This window comes from Pseudoalteromonas arctica A 37-1-2, assembly GCF_000238395.3.
Taxonomy (GTDB): domain Bacteria; phylum Pseudomonadota; class Gammaproteobacteria; order Enterobacterales; family Alteromonadaceae; genus Pseudoalteromonas; species Pseudoalteromonas arctica.
The window spans coordinates 2,183,036-2,195,715 of record NZ_CP011025.1; the positions used below are offsets into that span (position 1 = coordinate 2,183,036).

Genomic DNA, 12,680 nt, shown 5'->3' on the forward strand with positions numbered 1-12,680 from the left:
CGAGGATAATCTAGCGTCGAATGCACCATAAATTAAAAAACAGTTGCAACATCAATAGCTTTTTAGAGTTTTAGTTTCTGTGCCACTGGTAGTGTAAAGATAAATAACACCCTGATAACCTAACAGCCTTAAGAGGTACTCACCCGCAAGCTCTTTGCAAATAGAAAATATATTAAACTGCTCTTCAAAACCAAGTCTACTCAAACCAGAGTGGATTATCTCGTTTCTCAGGTTTACCACCTTAGATTGTAGTGGTCAATAAAATTTGGCCACAGTTTTAGAGTCTTTGTATCTAATCTCAGATTCATTTGGCGCTAAACCAGCATTATAATGATGCGGTCTAACGTTGTTGTAATATCCGTTGATATAATCACTCACACTATATTTAGCGTCTATAAAATTCCCATATCCAACCTTTGGCATCCATTCTGTTTTAAAGCTTCTAAAAAATCGCTCCATTGGCGCATTATCCCAACAATTTCCGCGTCGACTCATGCTTTGTGTGATTTTATAGCGCCATAAACGTTGGCGGTACTTCAAGCTCGTATAATGGCTTCCTTGGTCTGAGTGAAACATCAACCCACTTGGTCTGCCTCTGCTTTCGTAGGCTAACTCAAGCGCTTTTAGCGTTAAGTTAGAATCCGGCGACAATGACATTGCCCAACCCACAACTTTACGCGCAAATAAATCAATAACGACCGCTAAATAAGCCCAGCGATTGCCTATCCAAATATATGTAACATCACCGCACCACACGGTATTCGGTTCAACAACATCGAACTGCCTATCAAGCAGGTTTGGGATTTCAAGATGTTCATTACCGCCGCGTTTATATGAATGTTGAGGTACTTGGCAGCTTTCTAGCTTTAATTTAATCATTAGCTTAGCAGCACGATAACGGCTTAATTCAAAATCGTTATTCGTTGCGATTGCCGCGATTGTCCTCGCACCTGCTGAGCCCCCACTCATTGTATGTATGGCTTTAACTTCAGCCTCTAACCTTACTTGCTCTGGTGTCGGTGTCGTATCCCGTATAGCCCAGTATTTATAGCTGCTACGATGCACATTAAATACACTACATAGCACACTAATTGGGTAACGCTCTCGTTGATTTAATTTCTCAATTAACGAGAATTGTTCAGGGAGTCGGACATCAAGAGAGCGGTAGCCTTTTTTAATATATCCTTTTCTAATTCAATGCGTTGGATTTGCTTTTTAAGTTCACGGATTTCAATTTGTTCGGGTGTCATTGGTGAAGCCAATGGTGACTGGCCATTACGTTCTTGCTTTAATTGAGCAACCCATTTACTTACGGTTGATTTACCAACACCCATCGCTTTGGCTGCTTCTTCTTGTGTATAACCTTGGTCAACTACAAGTTGAGCCGTTTCTAATTTGATTGCAGCGGAGTACGTTGCACGGTTTAATTTTGTCATTTTTTTCACCCAAATTTGTATGCAAATAGCATAACATTTCTTTCTTAATGGGTGGCCAAAATCACTGTACCACTACAGATAAATTAGGTCTTATTCCTACAGAGAGGAACATTTCTGCAGGAGCTTTTTGAATGTACCCCTAGTCCCATTTTTTTCATAAAAGCCATTTTGAAAAATATACCCGTTATTCTCAGCATAACTAGATTTTAAATTTTCTAGTAATACGAAAATTGCAGCCAGCTTTAACTCAAATGGTAAATTTAAAGCCCCAGAAGTAACAAAAAGTTCAACCGCAGCTCTTAACTTATATGATTTTTCAACTCGTTCAAAAGTAGCATAACTTTTCTCAATTAGCTGAACGATACACTGTGTATTTATAGTACATAATGGCGGTCTAAAATAATAGTATACGCCGTTTACACTCCATTCCCGTAAAGCCATTCCCGTCGCATCTGTACATTTATAAAATCTTACTTGGGAGTCTGTAGCTAAGGAAAGCATGACTGTGATTTTGTGGATTGTTTCGATTAGTTCATCTAAAGAGTTATCAGGGGCATCTTGAGCAATTATTGATGTTGAGTGAACGAACTTGCCGATGAGTTTGCTTGGAGGGCAACTAATTAATGATTTATCTTGTATTAGTTCTAAATCAAATCCATTCACGGACAGTGGCATAATATTTCTTACTAGCTCCCCATCAGCATCGGTAGAAAATTTAGAGCCCACGAGGTTCAAATTAGCTAAGTGGCATACTACCTTCAACACAATCCCCTAAACGCTAACAGCTTGTTGGTCAAAAATAATTACTAACTCATTTTTTGGTAACAATGAAAAACCTATCACATCGATCTGGGAACTGACCACTATTACCCTTTTTCTCATTCCCATTACAGATAAAGGTATCGCCATCATTAATGTTTTTACCATCTTGCAAAATAAACTTATGAGGTCTTGAACATATGTTGTTAGAACAAATTACATAATCTCTTTGATGAGGATTTTCAAAACTATGGGAAGATATTTCCCCCTCATTCAAATCCATTTCGGTCACAATAAAAGTCATAATACTTCCTCTGTATAATTAATAATTTGGTGTTACAAACATAGGCCGACTGTAATTTCGCCGATGTTAAATCTTGTTACGTCTCACTATAGACCGTAGGTATATTTAATAAATGACTAATGCTTTTCAATTGGTGACGCACTTCATCTTGGGTGAATGATTCAGTCGATTGTTTAGCACCAGGAAAAACACAGTGCCCAATATAATTGAGTCCTTGAGATGCTTTATGTATATCCTTTCGTGAAGGTAAGCCTAAAAATTTATGGATAAAGTTAAAGCAAGGAATTGAATAACATTGTGCCAATAAAGAAGCTGAAACATCTTTTACTTCTTTGTACAATTCTTTGCTCTCGACACAGTTCGTAAATTTGGAATTCTCTCTTAGAAGTAACGATGAAATATTACCAAAAGTTCCTTTTAAATGTATTACGGGTTCCAAGATCAACTTTAGTATAAATTGACCCAATATGAACACAGTTACGCCCGCGATAATAGTTGAGAACACAAACCCTCTCCTTGTGAGTTATGACAATTTAATAATGCTTTAATCACGCATTATTGCCGATGAGATGTGATTATTTTTTTATACTTTTAACAAATTACCTAAAATATTGCCATCAAAAACTATATTATTTCTAAATAAAGCTTAATAAAACAATATGTCTGCCCCACACTAACCAAACCTCAAAGACACCAATCTTTCGCTTTAGTACCACCGTCATAGGCCACACCTAAGCCTGAGCTGATTAGAATGTCAGTCAGGTTTTTGTTGTCCACGTATACGTCAGCCACTATTCTAAAATACTTACCACGTTTCGTATTTCTAAGCTCAATAACCTTTGCCGAACGTAAAGCTTCAACTGTTACTTGCTTAGCTTGGCGAGCGAGGTCTTTCTCTTGCTTACACTTACCGCGCATTTCTGGCGTATCGACACCCGCTACACGAATACCAATTCGCTCCCCTATCAGAGAATGCAAATCCGCGATATTGGCGCGAAAGGTGTCACCGTCATAGATTGAGGTAACTGTTTCAACTGTCAGCGTCCCGTGGTTTTTGTTTTTGTTTTTGATAAGCTCGGCGTGAGCATTGAACACCTTAAGTATGAATACAACAAATAGTTTCGCTGTGAATTTTAGAACGATTTAGAGCGGATAAATAGGTCTGTTTGTGGATCTGTACCAATTCTCATATTTAACAAAATATCACTATCGTACATCCCATTAAATACAAGCTGTTGAATATTTTTTATGAGTGCATTACTTAATAGGCATTAAAAAAGGCGCTTAAAAAGCGCCTTGCTAACAAGTATGTGTGCTTAAAACATATCTTGATAGGAATTTGTTGTGCTAAACGTAATTGCTTTTTCAAAGCCAGGTAACTGAATACTTTGCTCGTCTATTACAATGTCGTTGTCGTCAATAAGTCCGTCGCCAAAGCGGTAAATAAGCTCATATTGGCCTAAATCAGCTTGAGCTTGATACGTTTGTTGCGCGGCTTTAATTGCCACGTTTTTCTGCGCGTAACTACTCATAACTTCATCGCCATGGCGCTTAGCGAGCATTTGCATTGTTACTTTTGGTGAAAGTACGGTAGCTGTTGCATTGTTACCGCCAAAGCCTTTTGAATTTATAAAAGCAATATCCATATCGGCGCATTCGTAATGGCTATTACGAATATCAAGATGATCGGTGTAAACATCATCAGCCACTTTATCAATTGTGGTAATACCCGGCATAATATTATGGCTAAATACACCTAAAGCTATCGCTAATTGATCGCCACTTGCAGGAGCTATAGTATGACCAACATAGGCTTTTGGCGCTGTCACTTTCCAATTATCAATAGCGAACGTTTGTGCCACTTTGTGATATATCAACGACTCTGTTACGCGGTTTAACGGTGTACTTGAGCCATGCGCTAAAATAAAGCTACGTTCTTGCAAGGCTTTTTTGCCTAAAAGGCTCGTTGCTAAAGCAGCCGATTTAGCCATGGTAATATAGTTACCAGGGCCAGGTGACGTAATTGATTTTTTTATGCCATCTGCATTTACAAATACATCCGGTACGCAGCCCATAATGTCGGCGCCTAGTTCAAGGGCTAAAGCATCGTCCATTAAAATAGCAACTTGTGCGCCTTCACCTAATGTAAAGCCGCAGTTGTCGCCAAATGGTCGGCTACTTTTGCGATAATCTGGTTCTTCATCACTTGATAAGTTATCTAAACGGCGCAAACCTTCGACATTTGCAAGTGCGCTCATGTTACCAAAGCCTTCAATCACTTCTGGTGTAATAGCACACTCAACACTTGCGACAACCGCAACGCGTGTACGCCCTGCCTGTATGTCGTTAACCGCTGCACGTAAGTTGTATAAAAACGTAGCACAGGCCCCCGAGGTCGAAAACGTAGTCCCTACATTGCCCGTAACATACGCGTTAATAAAGTCGGTCGACATTGTATTTAAACCCAGTGCTAACTGCTTAGTACTAACACGGTCGCCTTGTTGGCGCGCCTTTACTAAACCGCCTAGGCCTTTGTCGTCCATTTGGCCAATTACCGATGCTGAATAGGTACCAATTTTATCTGGCTCTACGCTATTCATAATATGCTGCCAATCAAGCCCTGTTGATTTAATAGCATCGGTAGCTGCAAAAATAGTAGCTTGCAAACCACGAGGCTGATAGCGGCTGTTATACATAACAGACGGATCAAACCCTGTCGGGAATTGCCCTGCAGATTTAATTGGATTATCACGTGTTGAGTCATGCTTAACATCTAAGTCGGCTGCAATAGTTACTTTTACTTTTTTGCCTTCAAGTTCTTCAACTTGCCAGCTAGCTGGAACAGGTGTAGGTAAGTCGCGAGCGCGCGTTTCAAACACAATTGCGTTATCGCTTGATGCGTTTAGCGTCATTTTTTGCTGCCACGGTGTGGCATCGGCATCAAAGTGTTCTTTTTCAATTTTACGAATAAGCGTACCAGCAATAATTTGCTCACCAAAACGTGCTTCTATGTCGCTTTGCTCAACATTATTACCTTGAGTATCTTGTAATTGGCCGTTTACAACACTTACTAGATTCATCAGTGTGGCCAGGCCTAAAAATGTTTCACTGCGATCTTGAGCATTTAAACTATCTAACACGATACGGCGATAACCTTGATGAAAAGAAGTACGGCCAGCGGCGTTAATGCCACCCATGCCTACTATAACGGGTAATGCAGTCATAATTTACCTTTAAAAAACGTGTTATTAGAAGAAGAAGCAGTTTAAATGGATTATGAACCATACATTGTGCTTTAATAGCCAAATATTCAGCACAAAAGGCCAAAACGTACTGGTCGGAGCATTTATATGACTGAAAAAAACACTAATCCACCACTAAACATTGCTATAGCGGTATATCCGCATTTATTAGTGACTAGTTTAACGCTGCCTATAGAAATGCTAAGAGCCGGCGAGGCCTTTGCTAAAGGACATCTTGATAAGCAAAGCTTTAGGCCACTTGCTATAAATTTAGTGGCTAAAAGTACTGAATCTATACCCACCCGCGCAGGCCTTGCTATAAATCCTGATTGCATAACAACTAACGCGCCCTACAGCGATTTGATTATAGTGCCGGGTATTTGGCGAAACCCACGGCCAGTGGTGCGAACAAGTCAAGAAATAGTTGATTGGCTAAGCGAAAGCTTTAGCGCAGGCAGCCATATAATTGGTGTAGGCACTGGCAACTGTTTATTAGCAGAGGCTGGCTTACTTGATGGCCACCCTGCTACCACCCATTGGCATTACGCCAAACAATTTAGCCATGACTACCCGCAGGTGCACCTAAAGCCCGACTTTTTTATAACCCAATCAGAGCGAATGTATACGGTGGCCAGTCTTAATGCCCTTGCAGATGTGATCGTACATATTATTAGCCAATACTACACAAAAGCTGCCGCGCAGCATGTAGAGCGTAATTTTTCGCACGAAATACGTAAACCCTATGAAGATCAACGCTACTTAGAAGGCGCAGTAGACCGCCACCCCGACGAGCTAATTGCGCAAATTCAATTTTGGCTAAAAACTAATTTAGCCACCGAGCTAAACTTGCAAGAAGTCGCTGCCCAATTTAGCTTAAGCTACCGTACTTTTACCCGCCGTTTTAGAGCCGCCACTAACCAAAGCCCTATTGAGTATTGGCAACAATTACGCGTAGAAGGCGCAAAAGAGTTATTAGCATCATCAAATTTATCAATTCAAGAAGTGGCTTTAGAAGTGGGATATAACGACCAAGGGCATTTAACCCGCGTATTTAAAAAAGTATTAAGCCAAACACCCAGTGGTTATAGAAAAGTAGTTAGACGAAAGTTATTTGGCTAATTATAGTGCTTGTTCGAGTAGTACTAATTTCAATAGCACTAAAAAACGCCACTTTTAGTGGCGTTCTGTGTCGTTAAATTCCTTTCGATAATAGCGCTTTTGATAGTTTTTTACTTTAGTGTGTACGCCTTTGCTTAAGCTTTTAAATTTAGCCTCAAGTACGTCAACACCGTATAAAATACCGACCACCAGCACCGAGAGTTTTATTGCAGCGCCAAGGTTTTCGGTCGCTATCATAACGCCTATTGATGCAAGCACCCAAATGGTTGCAGCAGAGGTTACGCCAACTACCGCACCATCTTTTGCGAGCATAACGCCTGCCCCTAAAAAGCCAATACCTGTAATTATTTGCCCAACTACACGAGAATGATCTATTACATCCCCTTGTAAATTAAACGCAGTGGATAAAAACAAATACGTACCCAAAGTTATTAACGCAGAGGTACGAATACCTACAGGTTTGCCGCGCAACTGGCGCTCTATACCAATAATGGCACCGCAAAAAGCCGCAGTACCAATAGCTGCCCACGAATACGGGGCTACATCAATTAAATCTAAAAAAGTCACTGTTAACCTTATATTTTATTAGCTATAGCCACCGCCGTTCTTAAACGTTGGCTACCAAACGCTGACATTTTACTAAAATCACTTCGTGCAATAGGTACATACTGGCAATCTATTGCGAGCTGTTTATCGTTACCGGGCTCACAAAACGGATCGTGAACATACACGCAGTGCTCATCAAGGTGCGTTACACACACCCAATGTGGCGATTTTTTACCATCAAAACTATATGTGCTAATTAATAACAGCACACTAAAGCCTTTACTTAACCACTGCTCAATATGCTCAAGCTCTACATCTTTATGCGTAAGCGGTATTTTTGCCTGTGCAATACCATCTACAAATTGTTGATGCACGGTGGCAAGTACCACTTTTTTGTTTTCGTTGCGTACGCCATCTAAAAACAAAGGCTCGGTGGTATTAACCATTACCTCGCTTTTAAATCCACGCTTATGAGCGGCAAGTGCCAAACCAAATGGATGGCAACCACCATGACCCGATGTCATAAAAATAGTGGTGCCTTCACGCCAAAGTGCTAACTCATGTGATTGAGTAAGCTCAGTTGTAGGCTCAAGTGCGCCCATTGCCATTAATAGCGCAGCAGGTCCGCACGTAAACTCAGTTGTTTGCTGATACCACGGCGTTAAACGCGCCACTTTTAACTCACTTGTTTGTCGAATGTTTTTTTGCATTCGTAGTGCGTCACTGTGATCGTCGTAATAATCGCTGTATTGACCAAATACCCTGTAACCTAAACTTGTATAAAGCCCAATCGCACTTTCGTTATTTACAGCCACTTCTAAGCGCAAGTACAGCCGAGCGCGCTCATACGTTTCTTTTTCAAGGCTAGTAAGCAGTGCTTTTGCAATACCTTTACCTTGCATAGTTGGTAAAACAGCAAGCGAATATAAACGCGCTAAACGAGTCCCTTTATGGCACCACACTAGCCCATAGCCGCATAATTGCTCGCCATTTTCTGCAACGAGTAAAATACCGTGCTTAGCACTTAGCCAGCGCTTTAAACTGCGCGGGCTAAGTCTGTCGTTATTAAAGCAAACGTTTTCAACGTCAATCAGTGCAGTTAAATCACTGCCAAGCGCCTTTCGAATAACAAGGTTGCTCATGTTATTACCCACGGCCTCGTGCTTCTAAGCGTTGTTTAAACTCATCCATAATGATCATGTATAACTCGTCGCCTAAATAGCCGTCTTCTACTTTGTGATCAATACTTGGGTTATCGTTTACTTCAAGCACGTATGCTTTGCCTTGATGCTCTTTAACATCTACGCCATATAAACCCCTACCCACTGTTTTACATGCTTTTAAAGCTGCATCTAATACCGCTTTTGGTAACTCAAAGGTTGGTAGAGTTTCAAAGCCGCCAGAGAAAAACCGTTTCGCGTCGTGGTTATAAATTTGCCAATGGTTACGCGCCATTAAATAGCGGCATGCATAAATTGCACGGCCATTTAACACACCCACTCGCCAATCGTATTCGGTATACATGTACTCTTGTGCAAGCACTAATGCGCTATATTCAAACAGCTCTGTAAGCTTAGCGGCAAGCTCATCACGGTTTGAAACTTTAAACACACCTTTTGAGAACGACCCTTCAGGCATTTTTAAAACAAGCGGATACGTAAACGCTTCTTCTAATTGCTCAAGCGTTTCATTTGCTTGATCAGCCACTACAACCGTTTTTAAACTTGGCACTTTTTGATAATTAAAAGCATCGTGTAAATACACTTTATTACAACAACGTAAAATAGACTCAGCATCGTCAATAACCACTAAACCCAGGCTTTGCGCTTTGCTTGCAAGGCGGTACGTTGGATGGTCAATCGCTGTAGTTTGGCGAATAAATAACGCATCAAACTGGGCAATGTTATCAATTTCGTCAAAGCTTAATGCTTGTGCATTAATACCATGTTTAGCCGCTGCTTTAATAAAACGTGCAATGGCGTCTTTATCACTCGGTGGTACTTTTTCGTTATGATCAACAAGTATTGCCATGTCCCATCTAAAACGACGTTGTACCGAACTAATACGCCACTGCGTTTTAGTAAAGTTATCTAGCTTGGCTACAAATTCGCTGTACTGTTGCTCGCTTAAAGACGACATCGAGCCTTGTTGTAATAAGCCTTGCTCATCAACAAATAAAATAGGCGCTGGGTATTGTTTAAATACCGACTTTGCTGCTTTTGATTGTAAATCATTTTGGGCATTGCCAAAGTAAAGTGTGCCATCTATTTGGCTCACATTTAACATAGGTGCTTGGCCACTACGAAGAGCATTAATGGTTTTTACACTGGGTAAAACTTGGTGCTTGCGCGCCTCTGCAAGTAACGAGCAATAGTAACCTTTGCTCAAGTATTGGCTTGAGTCGCACAGATTAATAATGCGTGTTTTTGGTTCGTTATGTTTTGGGTAATCACGTAAGTAGGTATTAAACGTAATTACATTTTCGAACGATTGAGCAAGCGTTTGCTCGTTGTTATCAACCACAATTAAGGTTTTAAACACGACTTTTCCTAGTTAAGTCAAAATATAAAAAGCATGCTTAGTAAAATACTAAGCATTATAAATAGAAACACCCATCGTACTAAGTGGGCATTGCGCGAATCACTTAATATGATGGGTGCTTTAACAGGTACCTACTGTACGAGTTAGCGCTTAAATTGCTTAAGCGACATGTGCTTTATATGCCCTTTTTTAAAAACGCACAAACGAGATATTTTTAGCGTGAAGATAAAAAATATTGATTAACTAATAACGCAGATTAAAATACGCAAAACAGTACCTTATGAGAGTTAAAAATGTCGCTGCCTGCTTGCCCAAAATGCCAATGTGAATATGTTTACGAGGACCAACAACTGCTTGTTTGCCCCGAGTGCGCCCATGAGTGGAACCCTAATAATACAAGCGATGAAGACGCAATTTTAGTTAAAGATGCCAATGGCACTTTGCTAAATGATGGTGACAAAGTGACAGTAGCCAAAGATTTAAAAATTAAAGGCAGCTCGCAAGTAATTAAAATTGGCACCAAAGCGGTAGTTAGAAGAGTGCTTGATAAAAAAGATCACGAACTTGATTGTAAAGTAGAAGGCATTGGCGAAATGATGGTAACAGCAAAGTTTGTGAAAAAAGCTACCTAAAATTAGATATTTAAAATATAAGGATGTTAGATGAAAAATCATAAAAATAAATTCATCCAAGCCTTATGGTCTGTTATTGAAGCTTATTATTAGTGCGTGTAATAGATTTTGTTTAACTGCTATTAGTTGGTGTATATCTAAAGGTCCACCTACATTTAATAAGGTGAATTATCGCTTAGGTGTGTTTAAGCATTTAACCTCCTCACCTTAATGAGGAGGTATCTCTTGAACTGATCAGTTTACATTTCAGTTAAAGTGCTTTTTAAGCTTTGATTACCCAGTAAAGAAATCAAATACGTTACCAAGTGTTGATGATGAACCTTTATAAAATTCAGTAAAACTACATCGACTGCATGTCACAGCGGTGTACTTTTTATTTTGAACATCAAAAATTCTTGACCAAAAGCCACCCGAAACTCTTATTTCACCGGTATCAAATTCGTTATTATTACACTTAGAGCAAGACCAATTGTTATGTCTCATATTTCAACCTCCATATTATTTATGTACGGTATATTAAACACTTAAGGAACGTGTGTAGCAATTTTTTTAATAAAAAAACCATAATTTAGTTCTTATATTGGTTAGGTTGGAATTTTGATAGATGTTTGGATGGCTTTTTAATAATTGCTTTTTATAATAATTAGTATGGGGGTCATACTAATTTCACTCAGGGATTACCTACTTGTTAGCTGTATATTGCGTTAGCAACAAAAATTTTCGTAAGTCTCGCTCTTGTCTCATTACGTGCAAAATATATACTTTATTGTTATCTTTTTTGTAAAATATACGACAAGGATTCACGACCAGTTCAAGATAATTTAGGTTAGCTAACTCAATTGGTTTTTTACCTGATTCAGGAAAGGGTTTGAGACGTTCAACTTTTTCAAATATTTTGGAAACCAATTTTTTCGCTGACTGCAAATTGCTTAATGCGATATATTCAGCGATATCGTTAAGATCATCCAAAGCTGGATTAGTCCAAATTATTTCAGCCATTTATTCATTTTATCTTTAGCTTCAACATTCGACATGGTTTCACCACGACTTATTGCCTGCTCTCCTTTTGCAAGAGACTCAAGAATTTGCATACGCTTTTGCATAAATTCATAATCATCAACATCTACTAAGTATGCAGATGGTTGTCCATGTTCAGTTATCAACACAGGTTCTTTAGAGGAATGAAGTTCAGATAATATCTTCGTTGCTTGACGCTTCAATGTTGTTACTAGTTCTACTCTCATAATAATCCCCAAACAAATGTATCACTATAGTAGCACCGAGTAGCCAACTTGGAAAATATAACTAACGAGGCTGTATAACCACTAAAATCAATTAAAAAGGAAGCACCTAACGTCAACCCTGCTCATTTTAAACTATTAGGTACTTCTCATTATATGCCTTTGCACAAATTGAAATACACACCACGTTACGCTATAAAAGCATAGCTGTAGGTTGGATAAATGGTGAAGCCATGCCATCCGACAATTAATTTATGAATATAAATAAGCGATTATTACGTTGGTATGGCTCTGCCAGCAAACGCTTCTCTTAAAAAACCAAAGCTTTATAAGATCTCTACCACCACATATTCGTGGGCTTTACCTGCAATTGTTAACGTAATTTCATCATCAATCTGTTTATTTAATAACTGCTTACCCATTGGTGCGCCGGGTGTTACAACAGCAATTGCGTGCTTTTTAACGTTTACTGTTAAACCACCAGCTGCAGGGCCTAAATAAAACCATTTTTGGGCTGCGTTATCATCTTCTAAACATACCAGCGAACCGATAGCTATTTTGTCGGTTGGTTTTTCATTAAAGGCAGGTTCGAACAATTCTATGCTTTTATAGCAATCGTTTACGCGCTGGGCTTGGCCTTGTGCTAAATAAGCGGCTTCGAGCCCTAGAGTATCGTATTTATTTTCGGCTATGTTTTCTTCATGTGTGGCGGTGTCGTGCGCAGTTTTTGCCGCTACTTTTGCTGTTGTAAGCTGCGCTTCTAGCGCAAAACGAAGGTGTTCGATTACGTGGGTTTTATTCATGGGGATTAGTACAATACAGGCTGTAAAAATAAGGCAGCTAGTTTAACATTTTTGCGG

14 protein-coding genes are annotated in these 12,680 nt (G+C 39.5%); 2 read left to right on the forward strand and 12 right to left on the reverse strand.

The genetic code is table 11. The annotated features are described in order from the left end of the window. Nucleotides 1–255 precede the first annotated feature (255 nt). The 5 genes from PARC_RS09785 to PARC_RS09810 all read right to left on the reverse strand — a co-directional run bounded on the left by PARC_RS09785 (nt 256) and on the right by PARC_RS09810 (nt 5,723). A protein-coding gene (locus PARC_RS09785; RefSeq protein ID WP_096058046.1) for an IS3 family transposase occupies nt 256–1,436 on the reverse strand; the annotation gives its coding sequence in 2 pieces (ribosomal slippage) (nt 256–1,178 and nt 1,178–1,436; 1,182 coding nt in all). 96 nt (nt 1,437–1,532) lie between these two features. Beyond that, entirely contained in the window at nt 1,533–2,162 is a 630-nt protein-coding gene (locus PARC_RS09790; RefSeq protein WP_148664654.1) for a hypothetical protein, read from the reverse strand. Nucleotides 2,163–2,247: 85 nt separating this feature from the next. Then, nucleotides 2,248–2,499, reverse strand: a complete 252-nt coding sequence (locus tag PARC_RS09795) for a hypothetical protein (RefSeq protein ID WP_010555065.1) — start codon at nt 2,497–2,499, stop codon at nt 2,248–2,250. A gap of 684 nt (nt 2,500–3,183) precedes the next feature. Next, nucleotides 3,184–3,477: a thermonuclease family protein gene (locus PARC_RS09805; RefSeq protein WP_238142542.1), complete on the reverse strand. Its 294-nt coding sequence runs from the start codon at nt 3,475–3,477 to the stop codon at nt 3,184–3,186. Nucleotides 3,478–3,815: 338 nt separating this feature from the next. Next, a complete protein-coding gene (locus PARC_RS09810) occupies nt 3,816–5,723 on the reverse strand; it encodes a beta-ketoacyl synthase (protein ID WP_010555062.1) in 1,908 nt (635 codons plus the stop codon). A 126-nt stretch (nt 5,724–5,849) separates the two neighbouring features. On the opposite strand from PARC_RS09810, the gene PARC_RS09815 reads away from it, so the two are divergent. Then, nucleotides 5,850–6,860: a GlxA family transcriptional regulator gene (locus PARC_RS09815; protein ID WP_010555061.1), complete on the forward strand. Its 1,011-nt coding sequence runs from the start codon at nt 5,850–5,852 to the stop codon at nt 6,858–6,860. 54 nt (nt 6,861–6,914) lie between these two features. Here the strand turns inward: PARC_RS09815 and PARC_RS09820 are convergent, their stop codons facing one another. From PARC_RS09820 to PARC_RS09830, 3 genes are read right to left on the reverse strand one after another with little or no spacing between them, the layout of a single operon-like run. Then, nucleotides 6,915–7,427, reverse strand: a complete 513-nt coding sequence (locus tag PARC_RS09820; RefSeq protein ID WP_007582656.1) for an MgtC/SapB family protein — start codon at nt 7,425–7,427, stop codon at nt 6,915–6,917. Between the two features lie 8 nt (nt 7,428–7,435). Then, nucleotides 7,436–8,548, reverse strand: a complete 1,113-nt coding sequence (locus tag PARC_RS09825) for a GNAT family N-acetyltransferase/peptidase C39 family protein (RefSeq protein ID WP_033012642.1) — start codon at nt 8,546–8,548, stop codon at nt 7,436–7,438. A 4-nt stretch (nt 8,549–8,552) separates the two neighbouring features. Continuing rightward, on the reverse strand, nt 8,553–9,947 hold the full coding sequence (locus PARC_RS09830) for a RimK family ATP-grasp domain-containing protein (protein WP_010555059.1): 1,395 nt from the start codon (nt 9,945–9,947) through the stop codon (nt 8,553–8,555). Between the two features lie 293 nt (nt 9,948–10,240). Here PARC_RS09830 and PARC_RS09835 point away from each other — a divergent pair, with 293 nt between their 5' ends. Further along, on the forward strand, nt 10,241–10,579 hold the full coding sequence (locus PARC_RS09835) for a zinc ribbon domain-containing protein YjdM (protein WP_010555058.1): 339 nt from the start codon (nt 10,241–10,243) through the stop codon (nt 10,577–10,579). 273 nt (nt 10,580–10,852) lie between these two features. Here PARC_RS09835 and PARC_RS09840 read toward each other — a convergent pair whose 3' ends face one another. From PARC_RS09840 to PARC_RS09855, 4 genes are all read right to left on the reverse strand, one after another. After that, the gene (locus PARC_RS09840) at nt 10,853–11,062 is read right to left on the reverse strand and encodes a zinc ribbon domain-containing protein (protein ID WP_007582647.1); all 210 of its coding nucleotides are present in this window, start codon (nt 11,060–11,062) and stop codon (nt 10,853–10,855) included. A 198-nt stretch (nt 11,063–11,260) separates the two neighbouring features. Continuing rightward, a complete protein-coding gene (locus PARC_RS09845) occupies nt 11,261–11,578 on the reverse strand; it encodes a type II toxin-antitoxin system RelE/ParE family toxin (protein ID WP_010555057.1) in 318 nt (105 codons plus the stop codon). Further along, a complete protein-coding gene (locus tag PARC_RS09850) occupies nt 11,566–11,823 on the reverse strand; it encodes a type II toxin-antitoxin system Phd/YefM family antitoxin (protein WP_010555056.1) in 258 nt (85 codons plus the stop codon). The genes PARC_RS09845 and PARC_RS09850 overlap by 13 nt, the downstream gene beginning before the upstream one ends. A 323-nt stretch (nt 11,824–12,146) precedes the next feature. Beyond that, nucleotides 12,147–12,623: a GreA/GreB family elongation factor gene (locus tag PARC_RS09855; protein WP_010555055.1), complete on the reverse strand. Its 477-nt coding sequence runs from the start codon at nt 12,621–12,623 to the stop codon at nt 12,147–12,149. Nucleotides 12,624–12,680 lie beyond the last annotated feature (57 nt).

What these genes read in the sequence shown, in the direction of transcription:
- PARC_RS09795 (WP_010555065.1), bottom strand. Translation starts at nt 2,499, where the DNA reads ATGACTTTTATTGTGACCGAAATGGATTTGAATGAGGGGGAAATATCT.
- PARC_RS09810 (WP_010555062.1), bottom strand. Translation starts at nt 5,723, where the DNA reads ATGACTGCATTACCCGTTATAGTAGGCATGGGTGGCATTAACGCCGCT.
- PARC_RS09815 (WP_010555061.1), top strand. Translation starts at nt 5,850, where the DNA reads ATGACTGAAAAAAACACTAATCCACCACTAAACATTGCTATAGCGGTA.
- PARC_RS09825 (WP_033012642.1), bottom strand. Translation starts at nt 8,548, where the DNA reads ATGAGCAACCTTGTTATTCGAAAGGCGCTTGGCAGTGATTTAACTGCA.
- PARC_RS09835 (WP_010555058.1), top strand. Translation starts at nt 10,241, where the DNA reads ATGTCGCTGCCTGCTTGCCCAAAATGCCAATGTGAATATGTTTACGAG.
- PARC_RS09840 (WP_007582647.1), bottom strand. Translation starts at nt 11,062, where the DNA reads ATGAGACATAACAATTGGTCTTGCTCTAAGTGTAATAATAACGAATTT.
- PARC_RS09845 (WP_010555057.1), bottom strand. Translation starts at nt 11,578, where the DNA reads ATGGCTGAAATAATTTGGACTAATCCAGCTTTGGATGATCTTAACGAT.
- PARC_RS09850 (WP_010555056.1), bottom strand. Translation starts at nt 11,823, where the DNA reads ATGAGAGTAGAACTAGTAACAACATTGAAGCGTCAAGCAACGAAGATA.
- PARC_RS09855 (WP_010555055.1), bottom strand. Translation starts at nt 12,623, where the DNA reads ATGAATAAAACCCACGTAATCGAACACCTTCGTTTTGCGCTAGAAGCG.